This window comes from Pseudobutyrivibrio sp. LB2011, assembly GCF_000701765.1.
GTDB lineage: Bacteria > Bacillota > Clostridia > Lachnospirales > Lachnospiraceae > Pseudobutyrivibrio > Pseudobutyrivibrio ruminis.
In genome coordinates, this window is sequence record NZ_JNJS01000002.1 from 230595 (window position 1) to 253995 (window position 23401).

Genomic DNA, 23401 nt, shown 5'->3' on the forward strand with positions numbered 1-23401 from the left:
AAGGTATTAATATAAGAAAAATATTTAAATTTGGGCTGTCTCAATTTAAGGGGCAGCCCGAACTTTTTTGTCTTAGTTTCTACCGACATAATTATTGACGAATCAAGTTATATTGAGTTATCATCTCATCAATGAAATAATACGGACGCCCATTGCTACCGAGTAATGGGATTCACGTCATTCCTTTGCCGTTAGGTCCTAGAAGGTGAGGGGGTGGCGATTTTTATTATTATTGGAATAGCTGGATTAAAAATATTATCAAAACAGAGAGGTGTTAATTATGTTTAGAGAAATGAGAAGATTTAAGCAGCAGGTATCAGATGAGGAATGTATCGAGATATTAAAGACAACCAAACGTGGTGTACTTTCTGTAATTGGAGATGATGGTTATCCATATGGTTTGCCTATTAACCATTATTATTGTGAAGATGATGGAAAAATATATTTCCACGGGGCAAAAGCAGGACACAAAATTGATGCAATAAAATCATGTGATAAAGCAAGTTTCTGTGTATATAACGATGGTTACCGCAAAGAAGGGGATTGGGCCCTTAACATTACAAGTGTAATTACTTTTGGAAGAATCCATTTGGTGGAGGATGAAGCTACAGCTCTAAAAATCTGCTCTGAACTCACCAAAAAATTTACTGATGATGACGAATATTTAAAACAGGAAATCAATAATTCATTTCGCAATGTGCAATGCCTTGAGCTTATACCAGAGCATATGACTGGTAAACTTGTAAATGAATCTTAAAATAATCTTATTCATTTCGCTTAAAAATATCATTACAATGTAATGACATCTCTTGCATTTTTCGTATGTCATGATATAATCATAGTAAGAAAACTTTTACTACGGAGGAATATATTATGGCTAATGCAGTAAATGTTAATTTTAGAATGGATGCAGATTTAAAGAAGAGTATGGAAGCTCTTTGTGATGAACTTGGTATGTCTATGACTACTGCTTTTACAATTTTTGCAAAGAAAATGACTAGAGAACACAAAATACCATTTGAAGTCTCTTTAGATCCTTTTTATTCAGAGGCCAATATAAAATATCTTGAAGGAATTGCCAACGATATTAAAACTGGAAAGGCTCATTTTGAACAACACGATTTACTGGAGGATGAAGAATAATGGGGCTTCTTTGGGAAGATCGTGGTTGGGATGATTATCTCTATTGGCAAACACAGGACAAAAAGACATTAAAAAGAATAAATGCATTAATAAAGGATGCTCAACGTGATCCATATAACGGCATTGGAAAGCCTGAACCCCTAAAGGAAAATCTTAGTGGATTTTGGAGCCGAAGAATTAATGATGTGGATCGCTTAGTTTACGATTTTGAAGATGGAAACATAAGAATTATTTCATGTAAAGGACATTACGAATAATATAGGATGCTTTCAAGGGCATCCTTTTTTTATAGGGGAAAAGTCAACAAAGTAAATTAACTAAATTGAATAAGGCAAAATATATGAATATATTAAGTGATTTATTTACAGATATCATAACAATTGTAATTGCTATACCTTTAGTATTTTTCTTTATAAATACATATATAAGATTTTTAACCAGAGTATTGGGGGAAGCCTATATCCCTGCTTTTATGATGCTACCTGGATTTATTATATTTACACCTTTATCTACATTATGTCTCTACATATCTGATGGCTATTTCTTATTAATACTTATTGGAGTGTTATTTGCACTCCTTGCATTAGCAGGCCTACTAATGACCATATTTTTTTGGCCTAGTGAAGAAAAGGATACTTATCTTTTTAATAAATACTTAGGATTATATAAATTTATAAAATGGGGAAGGCAGGAAGCTTTCGGGATAGATGAGTATGATTACTATATCCAAGATTTCTTTAGAAATAAACTGGTAATCATTAAAGCACGAAAAGAATATTGCTTTATTACTTGGTTTGGAAAAAAGAAATATTTCAAAAAAGAAGACGTCAAAAGAATAGATCATTGGATTGGTAAAAATGGTTCATTGTACGGTAAATATGTTATATGGGGGCACGATGAGAAGAAACTTGCGTCCATCGATGATAGTGGTTTTGGAGATATTACCAGATTATATAGTGAGTTATCTGGTCTACAAGGAATTGACTATTGTACTCATCTAACAAAAAGATAGTAAATTATTATCTTGTTAGCAACAACTAACTCAAGGTGTTAATTATAGGGAACACATTGAAGGCGGGAACTATTATTGCGACAGGTACACCGGGTGGAGTTGGTATGATAAAATTCTAGAGGATAATCAAAAATAATAATGGGAGAATAAAATGAAAAAAATAATAGTACTTGCATTGGCAGCAATGATGTTGATGGGATGTAAAAAGGAAGAGTCAGAACCTATAGAAATGAAAGAAGAGGTTGTGACTGAAGCTAATGAAGATACTGTAGAAAAAGAAAGTAGGTATGCTCATGAAGAGCTTGATGCCTATAGTGAAGTGTTATCTGAACACTTAAAAGATACTAAAGATGGATTTTCAGCAACACTTATTAATATTGACGATGACGATTATTATGAGCTTGCGATGTTTGATGGCGATGCTAAAGCAGACGGTGCTTATCTCTACACTTATAAGGATGGCGAGGCGATTGACCTGGCAACTGATGGTTTTCCATTTTATGGTAGTTATGGTCAGATGAACTATGTTCCAAATTCAGGATATTTCTCCTATGATTACGATGGGGAAAGCGTGGATGATGGTGGCGATTTCATGTTCTTTGCTTTTAGTCTAAAGGATGGAAAGGTTGAAAATCTTTGTTCTTTAGAGCGAGTTTTCTATTATGATGACAGTACTGCAGACGTTTTTTCTAACCATGATAAAGAAATTTCAGAGAGTGAATATAATGAGCTTTATCAAAAATATTGGTATGACTACATTGGCGACGATTTAAAAGATTTAACTTATTATAACGGCTATATGATTACATCGGAGGATGAAATAGAGGCTTTTCTTTCTGAAAATGATGTGGATGAAATTGAGGTCAGTTATTCGGATGAGGATATTAAAGCAATGTCTCCGGATGAGTTGTTTGAGGTATTTTGCAATGGTGATGTTGAAGGTCAATACATTGATGAAAATGGCGATTCATATCCATACAACCTAGATGGATATGAAATTGATGGTTATGACGTAAATAATTCACTGACTGTTGGAGAGCCTGTTGATGTAGACAATGATGGTGAGCTTGAATATGAATTAATTTCGCCAATGTACGGAAGCATGTTTTTTGACTGTAAGGATGGAACGGTAACTCTTATAGCTCAGGGGGAAGGCACAGCAGCAATATGCTCATGCACAACCTACGATGGTGCTACATGGATTGTTCATAGAGATACAACACATGCTGGAAGACGCATGTATTTTCTTGATAAATATAATGGCGATTTACAGATTGTAGATTCCATTAATCTTTACTGGGAAACAGAAGATTATAATGAGGATAGTCCGAAGACATTTTACTTTAATGACCAGGTGATTACTGAGGAAGAGTATAATTCGTACTATCAAGCAATTTTTGAATATTAAAGCCTAAAAACTGTGTTTTGAGGGTGCTAGGAAAACTGTTGCAATTGCAACAACCCCAGTTTTGACAAATTGCTATATTATACGTGTGAATAAAAATTGTTTGAATTGGAGGTTAGTCATGGAAGAGAAGAATATTGAATTATTAAAAGATTATATAAAGCGCCTTAGCAATGGAGAAAGTCTTGAATCTGTTCGTGCAGATTTTGTAGATAATTTTTCTGATGTTGAGGCGTTTAATATCATGCAGGCTGAGCAACAGCTGATGAAAGAAGGTGTGCCTTTTACAGAGGTGCAAAAGCTTTGCGATGTTCATTCGGCATTGTTCCATGGCAAAACTAGAGAAGAAAAAATAGCTAATGCGGAAAAAGAAGTTGAAGCATCAGCTGCAAGAGTTACATCCAATATCACTATAGAAAAAAGAGAAGCTGCAAAAAAGCAGGCTGAAATAGTGGGACATCCACTTCATCTTTTTACTAAGGAAAATGAAGCTCTTACGGAAGAGATTAATAAAACCAAGAGTTTGATTGAAGACATTAAGATTGATCCATCTGATGATAACAATAGAAAAATAATTGAAATTATAGATAATCTCAGAAAAGTAGCTATCCACTATGCTAAGAAGGGGGATTTACTTTATCCTCATATGAAGGCCAAATATGACATTTCGGGACCTTCAGATGTTATGTGGTCTGTTGATGATGAGATAAGAGATGAGCTGAAATTTATAGCTGACTCTGATTTTAGAAATGCTGAATACTTGGGAAGATTAGAACATGCTATTACCCGCATGGAGGAAATGATTTATAAGGAGCAGAATATTCTCTTCCCCATTTGCACTAAGTTTTTCACTGATGAAGAATGGTATAAGATCTATCAGGATTCAAAGGATTATGCGCCTTGCTTGGTTGATTTCATAAAATGGCCTGAGGCAGAGACAGCACTGTCCAAAGAAAACGCTACTAGCAATGCTACAGATGATATAATTAATCTGCCGGGTGGACATTTCACACCTGCTCAACTTAGAGCAATGCTCAATACTCTTCCCGTAGAAATATCATTTATAGATGAAAATGATATTAACTGTTTCTTTAACGAAGGACCAAAGCTATTTAAACGTGCTGGCATGGCCATAGGACGTGATGTGTTTAGTTGTCATCCACCAAAGATTGAGATGATGGTTAGGTCTATAATTGGAGACTTCAAATCTGGCGCCAGGGATAAGGTGTCAGTTTGGATGGAAAAAGAAGGCATCCCAGTGCTTGTAGAGTACATTGCAGTTCGAGATGACAATGGACAATATATCGGCACAATGGAATGCGTTCAAAAAATGGATGAAGCTAAAAAGCATTTTGAAAAATAAAATTATTTGATGACAAAGGTATTTCTATCGAAGTCGATAATTCCTTCGTCACGCATTTTACCAAGCTCTCTTGTCATGGCGCTGCGGTTGATGGATAAGTAATCAGCCAGCTGTGTTCGTGACAGGGGAGCTTTTATATATTTTGATTTTTGTTGCTGAGCAAGGGTTGAAATGTATGCCATAAGTTTTCCGCGGATGGATTCTTTCGACATGATTTCAAGTTTATTCATATAGGAAATACTTTTTTGTCCTAACAGATGAAACATGTTTTCTGCAATTCTGGCATGGAAGCTACAAGCGTTTTCACATGTGTGGATGATTTTTGAAGCAGCAAGAAATAATACTCTGGTTTTTTCTACGGCAACAAAAGTAACAGAAGATTCCTGCTCAACGCTGACGGCAAAGTTTTCTCCAAATAATTCTCCAGGTCCAACATAGGATAGAAGTGAAGAGTTTCCCCATATATCTTCTTTCAGAAGGTGCACATTTCCAAAAAGAACTATTCCGATATAAGGGACTTTGTCCTTTTCCATAATGATGGTTTCCCCTTTTTCAAAATCCTTTTTAAAGGAGTTGATACATATCAGTAGTTTATTCAAATTGTCCTGGTGAATTCCCTCGAATAGGGGAATATCATTGTAATCTATTTCTTTCATGAGCTTATTATAAAATCAAACTGTTGCAATTGCAACAAACTGACTTCCGTTCTAGCTGTATATTATGAGCATCAAAGAAATCCGGTTAGAAAATGGAGGTAAACAATGGAAAATAAGATGTTTTGTTATCAGTGTCAGGAAACAGCAGGCTGCACTGGTTGTACAATGTCAGGTGTTTGTGGAAAGAAGCCAGAGGTAGCAAATCTTCAGGATTTGTTGGTATACGTTACCAAAGGAATTTCATTTGTAACAACAAAGCTTAGAGCAGAGGGTAAAGAGGTTTCAGAAGATATTAATCATATGATTTCGGTAAATCTTTTTACAACAATTACAAATGCAAATTTTGATTATGATTCAATAGCCCAGAAGATCGAAGATACTATTAATGCTAAGGAACAGTTATTAGAAAAGCTTACAGATATGAGTAATCTTCCAGATGCGGCTATCTGGGATGGAGATAAATCACAGTATGATGAAAAAGCTAAGACAGTAGGTGTTCTTTCAACTAAGGATGAAGACATTCGCTCATTGAGAGAGCTGATAACATATGGTCTCAAGGGACTTGCAGCTTATTCGAAGCATGCAAATGCTCTTTTAAAGGATAATAAGGATGTTGATGCATTCCTTCAAAAAGCGCTTGCAGCTACTTTAGATGATAGTTTTTCTGTGGATGATTTGGTTGCATTAACTCTTGAAACAGGAAAATATGGAGTGGATGGTATGGCACTTCTTGATGAAGCCAATACATCAGCTTATGGAAATCCTGAAATCACAAAAGTAGATATAGGCGTTAGAAATAACCCTGGTATTCTTATTTCAGGCCATGATTTGAAGGACTTAGAGATGCTATTAGAGCAGACTAAGGGTACAGGAGTAGATGTATATACTCACTCAGAAATGTTACCAGCCCACTATTACCCATTCTTTAAGAAATATGATAATTTTGCTGGAAACTATGGTAATGCATGGTGGAAGCAGAAGGAAGAATTTGCAAGCTTCAATGGCCCAATTCTGATGACAACAAACTGTATCGTGCCACCTGCAGATTCTTATAAAGATAGAATGTTTACAACAGGTGCTGCAGGATATCCTGGATGTAAGCATATTGATGCACCTTATGGTGAAACAAAGGATTTCTCAGAAATCATTGAAATGGCAAAGAAATGTGATGCACCTACGGAAATTGAACGTGGTGAAATTATCGGCGGATTTGCTCACGAGCAGGTATTTGCACTTGCAGATAGTGTAGTAGAAGCAGTAAAAACAGGAGCAATCAAAAAGTTTGTAGTAATGGCTGGTTGCGATGGAAGAGCAAAATCTCGTGAGTATTACACAGAATTTGCTAAGGCGCTTCCAAAAGACACAGTGATTCTTACGGCAGGCTGCGCAAAGTACAAATACAATAAGCTAAACCTTGGTGATATCAATGGAATTCCAAGAGTTTTGGATGCAGGACAGTGTAACGACTCATATTCACTTGCACTTATTGCATTAAAGCTCAAGGAAGTGTTTGAACTTGATGATGTTAATGAACTTCCAATTGTTTACAACATTTCATGGTATGAGCAGAAGGCTGTAATAGTTCTTCTTGCACTACTTTACCTTGGAGTAAAGAACATCCATCTTGGTCCAACACTTCCAGCCTTTCTTTCACCAAATGTTGCAAACGTTCTTGTGCAGAATTTTGGCATAGCAGGAATTACTAATGTAGAAGATGATATTTGCAAGCTCATTTAAAGAAGAATGATAGAATTTTTGGCAAAAATTACCTCTATGAAAAAGCACCAGTGTTTATTATCGATAGATTTAAGTTCAAGTTATTTTATTTGAGTTCAATTCATGCTATAATTGAACTCAAATAATAGTGAATGAATAAATCGTAGGAGATTTCATTATGAGGAATTTTGATTATAAAAAACTGAGCCAGCAAACGTGGGATAATGATATCTTGCTTTTGTGCTCAAAAATTCATGAATGTAAGGGAAGACAGGATTTATTTGTTCGTCAGAAGCCTGCTCAATTAAATCGTCTAATTGAAATTGCCAGGATTAAAAGTACAGAAGCATCTAATAGCATTGAAGGAATTGTTACAACTAGTACAAGAATTAAACAGCTAGTAAACGATAAAACAACACCCAAGAACAGGGATGAGAAAGAAATTCTTGGTTATAGAGATGTTTTGAACACCATACACGAAAGTTATGAATATATAGATATATCTCCTAACCACATTTTACAGCTGCACAGAGATTTGCTAAAATATGCAGGTTTTACATATGGGGGCAGTTTCAAAAATACTCAGAACTATATCAAAGAAACACGACCAGATGGAAGCGAAGTAATCAGATTTACACCAGTTCCACCATATGAGACGCCTAAAGCAATAGAAGATATTTGTAGGAGTTATGCAGAAACTGCTGCTCTAGAGATTGTAGATCCGTTGATATTAGTACCTGCCTTTATCTGCGATTTTCTATGTATACATCCATTTAACGATGGTAATGGTAGAATGAGTAGATTATTAACATTGCTGTTGCTTTATAAAAATGGATATGCTGTTGGAAAATATATCAGTATAGAAAAGCAGATTGAAAAAACAAAAGATGTGTATTATGACGTTCTTCAGGAAATTGATTACGGCTGGCATGAAGAGAAAAATGATCCAACACCATTTATAAAATATATGTTACAGGTAGTACTTGCATCATATTTAGAATTTGAGGAGCGTGTTGGTGTGATGGATGATACAGGTGTAAAAAGTTCCTCATATGATGTTGTTAAGGCGTATGTAGAAACTAAAATTGGAAAATTTACCCCAGCGGATGTTTTAGCCAATTGTCCGGGAGTAGGTCGTACTTCGGTGTTTAATGCGTTAAAAAAGCTAAATGAAGATGGCTTTATAGATAAACACGGTGAAGGAAAAGGGTCATTCTATGTACAAAAGAGTGAATCTATTTGGTAAGTTCAAACTTAAGCAAAAGAGTTCAAATGTAATGGCATTTGGACTCTTTTGCTTTAAGCATTTTTGGATTTTATTAGATAGTGATTCAATTTCTTCTGGAATTTTCTTTAGACTCCTAAGTTTTGCTAATTCGTTACAAAATATCTAAAAGATTTTTGAAAATGCACATTTTTCATTATAATAGTACTGTGAGATATAGGAAAGATATCGAAAGGAGAGGAAAATGAGTATGTTAAATGAACAAATGAAATCAGACAAGGATAACGGCCAGTTTGTTTCGACAGCTGAAATAGCTGAAAAAATGGCTAAGGATTGGGAAAAGGGTGAACAACTGGAAGTAGATTTACTGAAGGCGATTCACAACCCTGTAAAGGATATTAAATAATAGAAAAATAGGGCTGCGCTCAGCAGCCCTATTTTTAACAATCAAGAAATTTTCTAGCTAATCTCTTTAAATTTCTCAACCTCTACATTTAAGGTTCTTATAGTTTCGCTATTATTCTCAGATTCACTTTGAATATCTTCCACGGATTGGTGGAGTGTGTTCATTTCTTCTGTGGATTTGATAAGTGCAGCAACACTGTTTTCAGAGGCGACACTGATTTCGCTGATGCCAGCAGAAAGTGATTCGGTGAGCTCTTCCATGGTCTTTGCATGGTCAGAGAACTTCATTAAAAGTTTGTTAATCTCCGTAATTCCGTTTTTGTTTTCAACAGCATTTTCAACAAACTTGTCATAGTCGACAAGTATGCTTGATGTGAGATATTCAAGCAATTCGTTAGCGTTGGCCACAAGCTCATGGACGGAATCAAGAACGATGACATTAGTTTCTTGAATTCGGTTTGCTATGGCCTTTGTGTTTTCAGATAAGCTTTGAATTTCTGTAGCAACAACAGCAAATCCACGGCCTGCATCTCCGGCTCGAGCTGCTTCAATTGAAGCGTTAAGGGCTAACAAATTAGTCTGGTCTGAAATGGAAAGAATGTTGTCAGTAAGTTCTCTTATGTTTTCCACAGAACTACTTTTCTCAATTGATTCTTCCATGCGCGAACTTATATCTTCAATCATGTTTATGGTCTGTGCTTTGCTTGTTTCGGAATTGTTTTTAGCAAGTTCAGCATGTGCAAGCAATTCCTGGACCTGAGCAGTGTTCTCCACAGAACCATCCTTAATCTCTTTTGCAGCATTAAGAATGTTCATTGAAGACTCATCGATAGTCTGAAGAGTAGCATTTATTTCTTCCATGTTTGCAGAAAGTTCACTAAGGCTTTCAAAGATGGAAGCGGAAGTGGTTTCACAATCATTTATGTTGTTATTCATGTTGAATGTTGCAGACTGGATGTTACTTGAACCATTTTGAATAGATTTTATTACCTGCTGTAATTCATCTAAAAATGTATTTATACCAATGGCGATTCGTCCAACTTCATCTTCGTACAAGTAATCCATACGCATGGTCAAATCACCCTGTCCTGCTTGAAGTTCATCAATCATCTGGTTCATTCTTGTCTGCATATTTTCAAGAGGCTTAAGTACTGTTCTAAGTGTAATGAAAATTGCAATTCCCATAGAGATAATGAAGATAACACCCATTACGATAGTGATTGCAGTAGCACGATTAACACGGATTTTTACAAGTCCTGTTTCGTGCTCAACTAAAGAATCAAGGGTGTTTAAATATTCGGTTTCAGGGGTTTGCATATCGGCAACAATAGTTGATAAGGTCTGATATTCAGATTTAAGTATGGCAGGATTACCGGAATTTATTGCGGCAGCAACCTTATACGCCTGAGCAGCATAAGCCTGAATTGAATCATAATAATCAGCGTAAGAATCGCGCAGTGAATCATTCATTTCTGCATCGGAAAATGCATCAACGTCAGCCTTAATTGATTCAGAAGTTTCCAGTAATCCATCAACTAAAGCACTGTAATCGCTTACAACAGCCCAATCTTGCCCATTCATTTTTGTAAGTGTACCAATTTCGAGCATGGCCATGTTCTGCTTTAAATCATTCTGAAGAGATTTTAATTCCACAGTATAATCTGCCAATAGAGTTGTAGACAGCTGTACCTGATCGTTGGTAACACCGCTCATTCCTGCATTTATCGAAAACAAAATCAGCAGTACTACTAGGATTGTTAAAATTCGTAGTTTAATAGACTTTTTCATATACAAAATCCTCCATTATTCCCATTATGTTAGAAGCAATATACCATCATTTTTGCCACAGGATACTTATATAGGACAACTGGTCATTTTTGAAGTACAACTGACAGCCCAAAGAAAATATGTCGTATTTGCCCTAAAATATGGCGACTTATTTTATTGAATAAGAATTATTTTTTCTTGATAATATCAGTATCGTTTGAAGTAATGATTTGGAGGTATTTATGAATAAAAAATTATGGAATGATAATTGGTTATTTTGGAATAGTAAAGATGCATTTGCATTAGTTTGGGATATACCAGAGATGGCTAGAAAAATACAGTTGCCTCATGATGCTATGTTGGAAAATGAAGCCCACGAGGATTCTCTGAACGGTGGAAATACAGGGTTTTATGATGGTGGTTCATATACTTATGTGAAAATGTATGAATCAAAACCTGGGGATAGACAAAGAAACATTATGCTCAGATTTGATGGAGTATATATGAATACATTTGTATATGTAAATGGCCAGCTTGCAGCTAATCGTCCTTACGGATATTCTCAGTTTTACGTACCTATTTCTCACTTGCTTAAGGAAGAAGGAGAAAACGAAATCCGTGTTCAGGTTAGAAATGGTGCTATGGCAAATAGTAGATGGTACTCAGGAAGTGGAATTTATAGAGACGTTTATATGCTTACTTCTGGTGCTACTTATATTCATGAAGACGGACCTAAGGTAGTTACAGAAGAATGTGACGAGGATAGCGCTACAATTAAAATTTCAGCTGATATTGTTAATAAAAATTTTGATTCAAAAGAAGTGGAATTTGCTATTTCAATCTATGATTCAAATGGTAATGAAGTGGCAAAAGATGCAGGTATTGTCTATGTAAAGGGCAACAATAACAAGCAGTTCTTTTCACGCATAAATATAGCAAATCCTTGTTTATGGTCAGAGGATACACCAGTGCTATACAAGGCTAAGGTCACTATATCGGTAGATAATAAAGTAGTAGATTCTGATGAAGCTACATTTGGAATCAGAAAGCTTTCATTGGATGCTGCTCATGGACTGAGAGTAAATGGAAAAGAAGTAAAACTTCGTGGTGCCTGCATCCATCATGACAATGGATTGCTTGGTTCAAAAACATATTATGAAGCAGAATATAGAAGAGTAAAGATTCTTAAAGACTCAGGCTTTAATGCAATAAGAATGTCTCATCATCCTGCATCACCTGCACTTTTGAGAGCCTGCGATGAGCTTGGTGTATATGTGATGGATGAAACCTTTGATATGTGGACAAGGGCGAAGTCTGACTACGATTACAATTTGTTCTTTACTGACTGGTGGAAGAAAGATGTAGAAGCGATGGTGGCAAAGGATTTTAATCACCCTTCTGTAATTCTCTACTCAATCGGAAATGAAATACCAGAGATTGGTACAAATGAAGGAAGCAGTCTTGCTGCTGAAATAAGTGATTTATGTCATGAATTGGACAGCACTAGATATACACTTGCGTCCATCAATGGCGTGTTTGCTGCAGGAGATGCTGTAGGCAAAATCACTGCAGATGTAGCAGGTGAGGTAAAGGATCAGGATGATTCTGTCAATGTAAATGACTTCATGACTATCATGGACAAGTACATGGATAGAATTGTGGTTCACCCAGAAATTACAAAGGTCTTGAAAAAAGCTTGCGTTGCAACAGATATTGCTGGCTACAACTACATGACTGCAAGATATGCTCTTGATGCTAAGGAAGAACCAAACCGAGTTATGGTAGGTTCAGAAACTTATCCACCAGAGATAGCTGTGAACTGGAGAGAAGTCAACAAATATCCACAGGTAATAGGTGATTTCACATGGACAGGCTGGGATTATCTTGGAGAAGCCGGAGTAGGTATTCCTGCATATAACTGGGGAGAAGGTGGATTCGGTGCACACTTCCCAGCAAAGCTTGCATACACAGGAGATATTGATATTACAGGATATAGAAGACCGCTGTCATATTATAGACAGATTGTATTTGGTCTTAGAAAAGAGCCATACATTGCTGTGCAGAATCCAGCACACTATGGGGAGAATCTGATAAAGACTCCATGGGTAATGAGTGATGCTATCTCAAGCTGGACTTTCGCAGGATACGAAGACAAGCCTGTTGTTGTGGAAGTATATGCAGCAGGTGATGAAGTAGAGTTATTCCTAAATGATGAGTCACTTGGAAGAAAGTCAATAAAAGAAACCGATAACTATAGAGTTTTGTTTGAAACAAAATATGCTAAGGGAACTCTAAAGGCTATAGCCTACAAGGATAACCAGGTCGTAGGCGAGTATGTATTGAAAACTGTTGAAACTGAAAAACTAAATGCAAGCTTTGATACAAATACACCAATAGACTCTGAACTTGCATATGTAAATATTGCAGTAGGAGAAAGTAATTACACAGTTAATAGTGATGTTGAATGTAAGCTAACAGTTGAAATAGAAGGTGATGCAGAACTCCTAGGAATAGGTTCAGGTAATCCAAAAGCGCAGGATTCATATCTGGGAAATAGCACTTATACATGGAATGGTCGTGCTCTTGCTATCGTAAGAAAGGGCAAGGAGAAAGCTGTATTAAAAATATCTGGAGACAACGGATATGGTACAGAGATAACAATCTAGTAATTAAAAAATGTCGGTTTTCATAAAATTTATTACATGGAGGCTGCTGAACTATTCTTGTATCATTTTTTCATCAAGAAAACCATTTACGGTAAAGGAGAAGAAAAATGGAGAATAATTCAGTAGCAAGGCAAGCTGGGATAGGAGAGTCTTTTGAAAGCTATCAAACATCTCAGGCAAACAGTGGGGTAAAAAGAGCAACTACAAAAAAATCCAATTCTGAGGTTGGCACAGCCTTTAAATGGTTCCATGCGACATCAGTAAACGGAGGAGCAATGACTATTGCTGCAGTACTTGCAAGTTATCTTTCAGTCTACATGACAGATACACTTCAAATACCAGCAGCAACATGTTCGCTTATCATGTTTATTGCAACACTTTGGGATGCTATCAATGATCCAATGATGGGCGTTATTGCAGATAATACGCATTCAAAATGGGGACGTTATCGACCTTACTTCATTTTTGCACCAATCTTATTAACATTCTTTGGAACAATGGTATGGGTTGACTGGGGATTCGCTAGTACCACTGCAAAGGCTGCTTATATATTGATTATGTACATTGGATATGGAATGACAGTTACAATGTACACAATGCCACAGATGGCAATTCTTCCAGCAGCTGTTAAGAGAGATCAGGAAAGAAACAAGATTATTACTATGGGTGCAGGAGCGTGTGCAACTGCATTTACAATTGGTAATACATTTACACCAAATATTACAGCTTTCTTTGAAGGACTTGGCGTTTCAAATGGATATGTTCCATACATGCTTATTTGCGGAGCACTTTCATTTGTATCATTCTGGGGATTATTTAAGGTATCAAAGGGAAAGGAAAGATATTTAACAGAGCCTGAAAAGAATCCTCTTAAGGGACTTGGAATGGTTCTTCACCACAAGGAAGTTTATCCAAACATCATTGCATGGATAGGTGCTTCAATGGGCTATGGTCTTATGTTTGCATCTTCTGTTTATTACATGATGTACTACTATGAGAGACCAGATCTTATTGGAATTTACATGGGTATTATTTCAATCGGAGCTCTTGTATCAATGGTTGTTGCAATGCCTATCTTCCTTAAAGTATTCAAGACAGGACAGAGAGCACTTTGTGTATCACAGATTACTTCAATTGTAATGTATGTGATTTTGTTCTTCTTTGGAAAACAGAGCTTTACATTACTTTGCGTACTTACATTCTTATCATCTATAACAAGTGCTATGCAGAACGCATTAGTTAATATTCTTGTTAACGATACAATTGACTTTATTATGCTTAAAGAAGGCAAGACAGCAAATGGACTTGTATCAGCAATCAAGGGCTTTGCTCAGAAATGTGGTAACACAGTTACTTCATCTGGTATTTTAGCAATCCTTGCTGTTTCAGGTTACATTGCAGGAGCAATTGGACAGCAGCCAGAATCAGCTATGTTCGCTCTTAACTTTATTAAGTTTGGTGCACCATCTGTAACAGGAATCATCGTAATTCTTTGTGTAGTATTTGGACCAATTAATAAATATAAAAACGAAATCGAAGAAATGAAAGCTAAAATGCACGAGAATTAATGGGGATTTACATAAATGTTGAACTTTGAAATTTTAAAGGAAACACCTTTTTGCCTGGGCACTGCCCAGGTAAATTGGGTTAAAGAAACAATAGAAAATATGACAGAGGAGCAGAAGATTGGTCAAATCTTTTGTCCTATAAATGGGGAAGTTGAGCCAGAAAAAATAAAAGAGTTTATTGATGAGTTTCATCCAGGCGGAGTATTGTATAGACCAATGCCTGCAGAGACTATTCAAAATTGCCATAGAGCATTTCAGGATAATTCAGATATTCCAATGCTTTTAGCAGCAAACTTAGAATCCGGTGGTGTCGGTATTGCCAGTGATGGCACTTATTTTTCACGACCTATGGGTGTGGCTGCAACAGCCGATAAAGAAAACGCATATCGATTAGGATATATTTCTGGCAAGGAAGCAAAAGCTGTAGGCTGCAACTGGTCCTTTGCTCCAATTTGTGATTTGGATAAAAACTATATGAATCCTATCATGAATGTTCGTACATACGGTGATAACGTAAATACGGTAATTGATTTTGTTAAGGAACAGCTTAAAGGTCTTGATGAAAATGGTGTTGCTGCAGCAGCAAAGCATTTCCCTGGTGATGGAGTAGATTTCAGAGATCAACATTTAGTAGCTTCTGTAAATAGCTTGTCTGTTGAAGAATACGATGCTTCATATGGCAAGATTTGGAAAGAGGTTGTAGATACTGGAATCCTTTCAGTAATGGTAGGACATATTTTACAGCCAGCATATAGCAAGTTTTTTAATCCGGAATTGAAGGATGAAGATATTTTACCAGCTACTTTATCAAAGGAATTATTACAAGGATTGCTCCGTGAAAAGCTTGGATTTAATGGAGTAATAGTTACCGACGCGACACCGATGGTAGGATTTACAGCATCAATGGCTCGAAACGAAGCTTTACCAGCTTGCGTGATGGCAGGATGCGATATGATTCTTTTCAACAAGGATATAAGAGAAGATTATCAATTTATTAGAGATGCATTAAAAGATGGCAGGCTGACAAGAGAACGTTTGGATGAAGCGGTTCTCAGAATACTTGCAATGAAGGCCGCAATGAAGCTTCCAAAAAAGAAAGCAGAAGGAACATTGGTGCCGGAGACATCAGCTCTGTCAGATGTGGGCTGCAATGAGCATAAAGAGTGGACTGTGAAATGTGCCGACGAAGCAGTTACTCTTGTGAAAGACACACAAAATCTTCTGCCTATCTCTGCTGAAAAGTATAAGAAGATCAGATTGTATTACATCGAAGATAGAGTGGGAGGGGGCTTTAAAGACGGTGATAGCCAAATAGCTGCATTCAAGGATTTATTAGAAAAAGAAGGATTTGAGGTTAGTGTTTACGACTATTCTAAGCCTGATTTTTATGAAATGTTTGAAGCAGGAGTTTCATATGCCAAGGATAAATTTGATTTAGCAATTTATGTAGCTTGCATTGATACCGCAAGTAATCAATCAGTCCGTAGAATTGACTGGGTACATTTGATGGCGGCAGATGCACCATGGTTTGTTGATGAAATTCCTACAATGTTTATATCTGTAGCAAATCCATATCATCTTGTGGATGTCCCAATGGTAAAGACATTTATCAATGCTTACACACCTACAAAAGAGGTATGCCAGCAAGTGGTAGAAAAAATAATGGGCCGCTCAAGCTTTAAAGGTAAAAGCCCAATCGACCCATTCTGTAATATCTGGGGAAGCAGATTTTAACAAAGCTAAGCTCTTTCGTTCTGTTCTGTAGAGAATGGAATGAATGGGCTTTCTTTTTTATTAGATTTTCTATATTCAGCAGGAGAGCATTTATATGTTTGCCTGAAAACTCGTGAAAAATGGTCTGCTGAATTATACCCAATCTGTTCAGCAATTTCGTTGATTTTCAAATCAGTGTTCAGCAAGTAGTTGATAGCATCTTTCATACGAAGTTTCTTTATTAAATCGGTAAAGTTTTCTCCAGTATTTTGCTTTATAAGTGTACATAAATGTGGCTCGCTGTAGTGGAAAAACTCTGCCAAGGATGAGAGGGTAATGCTCTGATAATTATGCTGAATATACTGTAGAACCAGTGAAAAATCAGAGCCAATCTCATAGTTATAAAAGGCAATTGTTTTGCTATAGTTTCTGAGCATATTGCAGAAAAGTAAATTGATAATGCTTACACAACATCCGTTGCTATACTCATCTTTTTTAGCAGATTCGATCAAAAGCTTTCTAAGCAATACACGACATTCCATATTGTTACCGGTGAATAACATAAGGTAGTTTGCCTTGCCATCATTTTTAAGAATTTGGCGGAAGAAACTAGATAATAAGTCTTGATGACTCATGATTGATGAAAATGTGCTATCAAAGGTACTTCTTCTGATGCATATCGTATATACGATAGAGGTTTCGTCATCAATTAAAAAGTCATGATTAGACCCTGGAGCAACAATGCATATTTCACCTTCGTTCATTACATGAGGTTCTTCTTCAAAGTAAAAAATAGCGCTACCTTTGACAACAAAGTTTAGCTCGAAATAATTATGGGTGTGAGAATATCTACGTGTAAATCGTGGATGACGAATTGTAAAAACATCCTGAAATTTTGGAATCATACGTTCCTCTTGTACTTCCTTATTTAGCTCACTTTGTATAGAAAAATAAATAGGAATGTTATCCACAAGCTTATCAAATTCTTCATCATCTATATACAATGAATCTTCTGAAATGCTCAGTCTAGTAGGGCCTACATCCATTAATCCTTTTTCATGCATGCGTTTTATCATTTCTGTGAACTGAAGTTTAAGACCGGTGCGTTTGTAGTAGGCGTTCATCTCATTTTGAAATTTTCCATAGGTTGTGTATACGTTCATACTAAATCCTCATATAGCTATAAAAGAAGTGTAAAAAAATGTAGTGATGTCAATAAAATTTGTAGAGTCATTATATAACAGAATTGTGAAGGAGCGAAAGTATAAATGAAATAATAAAGGATACGCCTTAAAATATGTCGGATACATTGTAGGTCGCTCTATTTATAATATAGGCATTGAATTGTTCGGAATCGGACTGAAAAACATGTGAGGAGAAGCATTATGGGAATGGAACCAGCATTAGAAGAAATATTTGGTAGCTATATGCCATATAAAGTGACAGAGGATACGTGGGTTATTAGCTTCATGAATGGAACGGAGTACATGTATCTTCTTGAGGGAAGCGAGAAAGCTCTTTTAATTGATACAGGATATGGAGCAGGAAATTTAAAAGCGTTTGTGGAGTCATTAACAGACAAACCAGTATTAGTTGTAAACACACACTTTCATCCAGATCACTCTGCAGGAAATGGAGAGTTTGAAGAAGTAATGGTTGCAGCAGGATGGGAAATTGATGCACCTTCTGTAAATATGCCGGGACAGATTCCCTTTGATATTTCAAAGTTGCCTTATCCAAATTACAAAAAGGTAATCATAGGTGAGGGGGATGTAATTGATCTTGGCAATCGAAAGATAAAGGTCATGGATGTAAAGCCGGCCCACTGCAATTCTAGTTTGTTTTTTTATGATGAAGAGCAGGGGATGATATTTGTTGGTGATGAAGTGGAGGCTGCACAGGTAAATATGTTTGATAATTCATGTAATCCTGAAGCTCCATATGATGTTAGAGACAGACTTAATTGCATGCGGGAAAACTGTGAAAGAATAAAGGCTCTCAAACCAAGATACATCTTCCCTAACCATAATGGAACACCAATTGCTTCAAGCTATTTGGATGATTTTATTGGATTGGTAGATAGCGTATTTGCAGGAACGGCAAAAATTGAAGATAAGTTAAACCATAAATACATAGAGATGGATCCAAAGGCTCCAACACTTTGTCGTGTACGTTATGGTAAGGCAAGTATTTTCATAAACAAAGAGTTATTGATGGCGGTTTATGGAGGTGGTTTGTCGTAATGAAGGCTGTAATTTTTGATTTGGATGGAGTAATCTGCTTTACAGATAAATACCATTACGTAGCATGGAAGAAACTTGCAGATAAAAATGGAATATATTTTGATGAAGAGATAAATAACAGACTACGTGGTGTTTCTAGAATGGATAGCCTGGAGATAATATTAGAGCGAGCCGATAGAACATATACTGCTGAAGAAAAAGAGGCAATGGCTGCTGAGAAGAATGCTAGTTATGTTGAGCTTCTAAAAGAAATGAGTCCAGCTGATTTATCTGATGAGGTAAAGAATACTCTAGATGAATTGAGGGCTAGAGGTTTTAAGTTAGCTATTGGTTCATCAAGCAAGAACACAAAAATGATTTTAAAGCAGATAGGACTTGGTGAATTTTTCGATGCCATTTCAGATGGAACCAACATCACAAAGTCTAAGCCTGACCCAGAGGTATTTCTAAAGGCTGCTGAGTTCGTTGGTGAAAATCCAGCTGATTGCCTAGTGGTTGAGGATGCCAAAGCTGGAATTGAGGCAGGAACTGCAGGTGGCTTCAAAAGCGCAGGCTTAGGAGAAGCTACAGAACATCCAAGTGTGACATACAAATTGGGGAGCTTTAAAGATTTGTTGGAGATTTGTATTTAGAGGTGTACCAGTATGAAAAGAGAAGATATAAATATTCGAGATCCATATGTGCTCGTAGATAATGGCAAATATTATTTATATGGAACACGAAGCGAAACTTGTTGGGAAGAGGCCTTTGGCTTTGATTGCTATGTGAGTGATGATTTGGAAAATTTTGAAGGACCAATTGAGATTTTCAAAAGACCAGATGGATTTTTTGCAACGGAAAACTATTGGGCACCTGAGTGTTATAGAATTGGGGATAAGTACTATCTTGTAACTACATTTGGTGGAAAAGATATTAAAAAGGGTATTTATGTTCTTCAAGCAGATGAACCAACCGGGCCATTTACACTCTACTCAAAAAGACTTACACCAGATAATTGGACTTGTATCGATGGAACATTGTACGTTGATGATGAAACAATATACTTAATTTTTTCCCATTCTTTTGAGGATGCTTTGGATGGTACAGGGAATGCTGATGGAGATTTTTGCGTTGTGGAATTATCAAGTGATTTAAAGAAAGCGGTTTCTACACCAAAGCTCCTATTCTCACCCAAAGAAGCGTCTTGGGCAAAGCCGGTTCCATTTGCAAAAGCAGAGTTTGGTTTGGATGGAGACTGCTACTTTAGTGATGGACCTTTTTTCATGAAGCTGGATGATGAAAATCTTTATATGATTTTCTCAAGCTGGAGTATTAACGGTTATGCGGTAGGTATTGCAGTATCAGAGTCTGGAACTATAAATGGTCCATGGATTTTACAGGATGAACCATTATATCCAGAAAATGGAGGCCATGGTATGTTCTTCAAGAATTTACAAGGTGACACTGTTTTTACCTTGCATTCACCAAATGACAAATATATGGAGCGACCATGTTTTTGGAAAGTAAAAAAAATAGATGGGATTCTTGTTCTAGAATAGTTGAATAGATGCTAGGAAAATGGCTGAATAAATTGCAGGGATAAAGAACTTTAGTGGGAGGCAGATTGCCTCCCTTATTAAATGTCGCATATAGCAGAAAAGATGTCGTATTTGCCTACGTGATTATACTAATAAATAATGCTATAGTGACCTATATCGATAGTAAAGGAGACGGTATTAAATGATAATTACAAGGGCAAAATTAAACGGAATAGTTAATCCTATAGGATTTGATTTTAAGAAAATAATTGCATCATGGAACGTAGAAGATACCGATGCTAAAACTATAAAAAATGGCGTACTTGAGGTGGCTGAGGATATCGCATTTGCGAATATTATTTATAAAAAGGAGTCGGCAGAAATCGATCAGATTGGTGAGGTGATTGAAATTGAACTTCGCCCAAGAGCTAGATATTTCTGGAGAGTTACTATAACAGGAGATAATGGTGATAGCGCAACTTCTGATATTCAGTATTTTGAAACCGGAAAAATGGATGAGCCATGGACTGGAAAATGGATTGCAGCAGAAGATAAATCTTTCCATCCATTGTTTTCTAAAAAGCTTGATCTTGCTAAAAATGTAAAGGACGCAAGACTATACGTAAGCTGCCTAGGAGTATTTGAAGCTTATATTGATGATAAAAAGGTTGGAAATGAAATCCTCACACCATACATCAATGATTACGAGACAGGTATGCAGATTATTGCATTTGATGTAGCTCAGCAGTTAAAGCAGGATAGCACAATTAGCATTCAGGTGGCCAAGGGATGGTACATGTCAAACTTTGGTTTGGAAGGTGGCTATAACTATGGCGACAGAATGGAAGCTATTGCTGAGCTACACGTTACCTATGAAGATGGCACATCAGAAGTTATCGGAACAGACTCTAGCTGGGATGTGAGTGCATCGGATGTTATTGAATCTGGCATATACTACGGTGAAGATTTAGATAGGACTGCAGGAATTGTCCCAAAGGGAAAAGCAGTGGAAGTGCCAGCAGAAAGAAATCTTTTAGATAGATATAGTATTCCAGTTGTGGTAAAAGAGGTGCTTCAGGCAAAAGAGATTATTAACACACCAGCAGGTGAAACAGTTATTGATTTCGGCCAGAATCACGCAGGTGTTATGGAGTTTGATGCAGATTTTCCAGCTGGTACTGTAATAACAATTGATTGCGGCGAGATTTTGCAGCAGGGCAATTTCTATAATGAAAATTACAGATCTGCTCGCTCTAGATTTGTATATACCTCTGATGGAAGAAAAGAAACTGTTCACCCTAGATTTACTTTCTTTGGGTACAGGTATTTGAGGATTCAAGGCTGGGTAGGAGAGCTTACCTTGGATAAAGTTCGCTCTAATGTTATCTATTCAGATATGGAGCGTACTGGTTACATCAATACTAGCAACGATAAAATTAATCGTCTTTACGAAAACTGTATCTGGGGACAGAAGTCTAACTTTTTGGATATGCCAACTGACTGTCCACAAAGAGATGAGAGACTGGGATGGACAGGAGATGCTCAAGTATTTTCACAGACTGCCAGCTACAACATGGACACTAGAGCATTCTATAAAAAATTCTTGAGAGACTTAGGCTACGATGCAAAGCGTCATGGTGGAGCGGTTGCAAGCTACATACCATCTGCGGCAGGGGAAGACCTGGCAAATACAGGTAGCATTTGGGGAGATGTTGGAACCTTTGTACCGAATGTACTTTTCAACACATTTGGCTCCGTAGAAGATGTAGAAGAACACTACGAAATGATGAAATACTGGGTGGAATATATGCATCGTAATGATGTGGAACACGGAGACAAAGGCTTCTTTGTTCTTCCTTTCCAGTTTGGAGATTGGCTTGGTTTAGATGGAATTACTGAACAGAGTTTTAAAGGTGGAACAAACGATGATTATTTAGCCGCAGTTTATTACTATCGTTCTACTGTAATCACTTGTGAGATGGCAATTCGACTTGGAAAAAATGAGGATGCCAAAGAGTATGCAAAGCTTGCTGAAAAAATTAAGAAAGCAATTTTAGATGAATTCTTCACTCCTACAGGAAGACTTGCTTGTGACACACAGGCAGCCTATATAGTTGCGCTGGCTTTTGATATCTACGTTGATAGAGAAAAGCTAATTGAACAGTTTGTGGATAGATTGAACAGAGACTGTTTCCAAATAAAATGTGGATTCGTAGGTGCGCCACTTTTGTGTACCACACTTGCTAAGTGTGGCAGGGCAGATTTGGCATATCACTTTCTGTTTAATGAGGGATTCCCAAGCTGGTTACACTGCGTAAACTTGGGTGCAACAACTATTTGGGAGAGATGGAATTCAGTTTTTGAGGATGGAACAATTTCAAAGATGGGTATGAATTCCCTTAACCATTATTCATATGGAACTGTTGTCCAATTTATGTATGAATATATTGGCGGAATCAAGCCTGCTAAGCCAGGATTTACAGAAGCAAACATTGCACCTATGCCATCCATGAGATTTAGATATTTCAATTCGGCCATAACAACTGCTGCAGGAAAATATGTATCAAACTGGAAAATTGCAGAAGATGGTATGTTAACAGTTGAAGTTGAAGTTCCATTTAATGGAGCGGCAAATGTTACATTGCCAAGATTTTCAAAGGAACAGTTGAATTGCAAGGGTTGTGTAGCATCAGATATTTCAGAAGAAGGATGCATCACTTTAGGAGCTGGCCATTATGAAATATCGTACATGCCAGCTCAGGACTACAGAAGCATTTACAGCCCACAGACCAGACTTGCCGAGCTTGAGGGTGACACAGAGGTTATGGAGCTTTTAAAAGAAAAGCTTCCAGTTTCATATGGCATAATTGTTTCTCATGACAAGGAAATGGCAAACCATACACTTGCAGAACTGCCATACTTATTCTTCTTAGGTGGAACGCCTGAAACTGTATTACCAGTGACAGAAAAGATTTTCGCAATGAAACGCTGGTAGAAATAAA

General features: G+C 36.8%; 19 protein-coding genes. 16 read left to right on the plus strand and 3 right to left on the minus strand.

Annotated features, from left to right (window positions below):
- Positions 1-280 precede the first annotated feature (280 nt).
- The 6 genes from T375_RS04585 (at position 281) to T375_RS04610 (ending at position 4923) form a co-directional block, all read left to right on the plus strand.
- Positions 281-757 carry a pyridoxamine 5'-phosphate oxidase family protein gene (locus tag T375_RS04585; RefSeq protein ID WP_044935574.1) on the plus strand — a complete coding sequence of 159 codons (477 nt, stop codon included), beginning with the start codon at positions 281-283 and terminating at the stop codon, positions 755-757.
- Positions 758-873: 116 nt separating this feature from the next.
- Positions 874-1143 carry a type II toxin-antitoxin system RelB/DinJ family antitoxin gene (locus T375_RS04590; RefSeq protein WP_044935576.1) on the plus strand — a complete coding sequence of 90 codons (270 nt, stop codon included), beginning with the start codon at positions 874-876 and terminating at the stop codon, positions 1141-1143.
- Complete coding sequence (locus T375_RS04595) at positions 1143-1400, plus strand: Txe/YoeB family addiction module toxin (protein WP_044935579.1); 258 nt, start codon at positions 1143-1145, stop codon at positions 1398-1400. The genes T375_RS04590 and T375_RS04595 overlap by 1 nt, the downstream gene beginning before the upstream one ends.
- Before the next feature lie 83 nt (positions 1401-1483).
- Positions 1484-2155, plus strand: a complete 672-nt coding sequence (locus T375_RS04600) for a hypothetical protein (RefSeq protein WP_044935581.1) — start codon at positions 1484-1486, stop codon at positions 2153-2155.
- A 151-nt stretch (positions 2156-2306) separates the two neighbouring features.
- Positions 2307-3563 carry a hypothetical protein gene (locus tag T375_RS04605; RefSeq protein WP_044935583.1) on the plus strand — a complete coding sequence of 419 codons (1257 nt, stop codon included), beginning with the start codon at positions 2307-2309 and terminating at the stop codon, positions 3561-3563.
- Between the two features lie 118 nt (positions 3564-3681).
- Positions 3682-4923 carry a DUF438 domain-containing protein gene (locus tag T375_RS04610; RefSeq protein ID WP_049960294.1) on the plus strand — a complete coding sequence of 414 codons (1242 nt, stop codon included), beginning with the start codon at positions 3682-3684 and terminating at the stop codon, positions 4921-4923.
- A 2-nt stretch (positions 4924-4925) separates the two neighbouring features.
- Here the strand turns inward: T375_RS04610 and T375_RS04615 are convergent, their stop codons facing one another.
- Positions 4926-5579 carry a Crp/Fnr family transcriptional regulator gene (locus T375_RS04615; protein WP_044935586.1) on the minus strand — a complete coding sequence of 218 codons (654 nt, stop codon included), beginning with the start codon at positions 5577-5579 and terminating at the stop codon, positions 4926-4928.
- Between the two features lie 105 nt (positions 5580-5684).
- On the opposite strand from T375_RS04615, the gene hcp reads away from it, so the two are divergent.
- The 3 genes from hcp to T375_RS13530 all read left to right on the plus strand — a co-directional run bounded on the left by hcp (position 5685) and on the right by T375_RS13530 (position 8926).
- Entirely contained in the window at positions 5685-7316 is a 1632-nt protein-coding gene (hcp, locus tag T375_RS04620; protein WP_044935588.1) for a hydroxylamine reductase, read from the plus strand.
- Between the two features lie 157 nt (positions 7317-7473).
- The gene (locus T375_RS04625; RefSeq protein WP_044935590.1) at positions 7474-8541 is read left to right on the plus strand and encodes a Fic family protein; all 1068 of its coding nucleotides are present in this window, start codon (positions 7474-7476) and stop codon (positions 8539-8541) included.
- 223 nt (positions 8542-8764) lie between these two features.
- Positions 8765-8926: a hypothetical protein gene (locus tag T375_RS13530; protein ID WP_155952434.1), complete on the plus strand. Its 162-nt coding sequence runs from the start codon at positions 8765-8767 to the stop codon at positions 8924-8926.
- A 53-nt stretch (positions 8927-8979) separates the two neighbouring features.
- On the opposite strand, the gene T375_RS04630 is transcribed toward T375_RS13530, so the two are convergent.
- Positions 8980-10713 (minus strand): methyl-accepting chemotaxis protein, encoded by a 1734-nt coding sequence (locus T375_RS04630; RefSeq protein ID WP_044935592.1) that lies wholly within the window; start codon positions 10711-10713, stop codon positions 8980-8982.
- Between the two features lie 221 nt (positions 10714-10934).
- On the opposite strand from T375_RS04630, the gene T375_RS04635 reads away from it, so the two are divergent.
- From T375_RS04635 to T375_RS04645, 3 genes are all read left to right on the plus strand, one after another.
- Positions 10935-13358 (plus strand): glycoside hydrolase family 2 TIM barrel-domain containing protein, encoded by a 2424-nt coding sequence (locus T375_RS04635; RefSeq protein ID WP_044935594.1) that lies wholly within the window; start codon positions 10935-10937, stop codon positions 13356-13358.
- Positions 13359-13465: 107 nt separating this feature from the next.
- Positions 13466-14926 carry an MFS transporter gene (locus T375_RS04640; protein WP_081821976.1) on the plus strand — a complete coding sequence of 487 codons (1461 nt, stop codon included), beginning with the start codon at positions 13466-13468 and terminating at the stop codon, positions 14924-14926.
- Positions 14927-14941: 15 nt separating this feature from the next.
- Positions 14942-16660: a glycoside hydrolase family 3 protein gene (locus T375_RS04645; protein ID WP_044935597.1), complete on the plus strand. Its 1719-nt coding sequence runs from the start codon at positions 14942-14944 to the stop codon at positions 16658-16660.
- A gap of 5 nt (positions 16661-16665) precedes the next feature.
- Here T375_RS04645 and T375_RS04650 read toward each other — a convergent pair whose 3' ends face one another.
- On the minus strand, positions 16666-17802 hold the full coding sequence (locus tag T375_RS04650; protein ID WP_044935600.1) for an AraC family transcriptional regulator: 1137 nt from the start codon (positions 17800-17802) through the stop codon (positions 16666-16668).
- 222 nt (positions 17803-18024) lie between these two features.
- On the opposite strand from T375_RS04650, the gene T375_RS04655 reads away from it, so the two are divergent.
- From T375_RS04655 to T375_RS04670, 4 genes are all read left to right on the plus strand, one after another.
- On the plus strand, positions 18025-18882 hold the full coding sequence (locus T375_RS04655) for an MBL fold metallo-hydrolase (RefSeq protein WP_242839264.1): 858 nt from the start codon (positions 18025-18027) through the stop codon (positions 18880-18882).
- Positions 18882-19514 carry a beta-phosphoglucomutase gene (gene pgmB, locus T375_RS04660; protein WP_044935604.1) on the plus strand — a complete coding sequence of 211 codons (633 nt, stop codon included), beginning with the start codon at positions 18882-18884 and terminating at the stop codon, positions 19512-19514. The genes T375_RS04655 and pgmB overlap by 1 nt, the downstream gene beginning before the upstream one ends.
- 12 nt (positions 19515-19526) lie before the next feature.
- Positions 19527-20420 (plus strand): glycoside hydrolase family 43 protein, encoded by an 894-nt coding sequence (locus T375_RS04665; protein ID WP_044935606.1) that lies wholly within the window; start codon positions 19527-19529, stop codon positions 20418-20420.
- A gap of 181 nt (positions 20421-20601) precedes the next feature.
- The gene (locus T375_RS04670; RefSeq protein ID WP_044935609.1) at positions 20602-23394 is read left to right on the plus strand and encodes an alpha-L-rhamnosidase; all 2793 of its coding nucleotides are present in this window, start codon (positions 20602-20604) and stop codon (positions 23392-23394) included.
- Positions 23395-23401: the final 7 nt, after the last annotated feature.

Coding starts and splice junctions, on each gene's coding strand:
- T375_RS04600 (WP_044935581.1), top strand. CDS start 1,484: ATGAATATATTAAGTGATTTATTTACAGATATCATAACAATTGTAATT.
- T375_RS04645 (WP_044935597.1), top strand. CDS start 14,942: ATGTTGAACTTTGAAATTTTAAAGGAAACACCTTTTTGCCTGGGCACT.
- T375_RS04640 (WP_081821976.1), top strand. CDS start 13,466: ATGGAGAATAATTCAGTAGCAAGGCAAGCTGGGATAGGAGAGTCTTTT.
- hcp (WP_044935588.1), top strand. CDS start 5,685: ATGGAAAATAAGATGTTTTGTTATCAGTGTCAGGAAACAGCAGGCTGC.
- T375_RS04635 (WP_044935594.1), top strand. CDS start 10,935: ATGAATAAAAAATTATGGAATGATAATTGGTTATTTTGGAATAGTAAA.
- pgmB (WP_044935604.1), top strand. CDS start 18,882: ATGAAGGCTGTAATTTTTGATTTGGATGGAGTAATCTGCTTTACAGAT.
- T375_RS04670 (WP_044935609.1), top strand. CDS start 20,602: ATGATAATTACAAGGGCAAAATTAAACGGAATAGTTAATCCTATAGGA.
- T375_RS04665 (WP_044935606.1), top strand. CDS start 19,527: ATGAAAAGAGAAGATATAAATATTCGAGATCCATATGTGCTCGTAGAT.
- T375_RS04655 (WP_242839264.1), top strand. CDS start 18,025: ATGGGAATGGAACCAGCATTAGAAGAAATATTTGGTAGCTATATGCCA.
- T375_RS04630 (WP_044935592.1), bottom strand. CDS start 10,713: ATGAAAAAGTCTATTAAACTACGAATTTTAACAATCCTAGTAGTACTG.
- T375_RS04650 (WP_044935600.1), bottom strand. CDS start 17,802: ATGAACGTATACACAACCTATGGAAAATTTCAAAATGAGATGAACGCC.
- T375_RS04605 (WP_044935583.1), top strand. CDS start 2,307: ATGAAAAAAATAATAGTACTTGCATTGGCAGCAATGATGTTGATGGGA.
- T375_RS04595 (WP_044935579.1), top strand. CDS start 1,143: ATGGGGCTTCTTTGGGAAGATCGTGGTTGGGATGATTATCTCTATTGG.
- T375_RS04615 (WP_044935586.1), bottom strand. CDS start 5,579: ATGAAAGAAATAGATTACAATGATATTCCCCTATTCGAGGGAATTCAC.
- T375_RS04590 (WP_044935576.1), top strand. CDS start 874: ATGGCTAATGCAGTAAATGTTAATTTTAGAATGGATGCAGATTTAAAG.
- T375_RS04610 (WP_049960294.1), top strand. CDS start 3,682: ATGGAAGAGAAGAATATTGAATTATTAAAAGATTATATAAAGCGCCTT.
- T375_RS04625 (WP_044935590.1), top strand. CDS start 7,474: ATGAGGAATTTTGATTATAAAAAACTGAGCCAGCAAACGTGGGATAAT.
- T375_RS04585 (WP_044935574.1), top strand. CDS start 281: ATGTTTAGAGAAATGAGAAGATTTAAGCAGCAGGTATCAGATGAGGAA.
- T375_RS13530 (WP_155952434.1), top strand. CDS start 8,765: ATGAGTATGTTAAATGAACAAATGAAATCAGACAAGGATAACGGCCAG.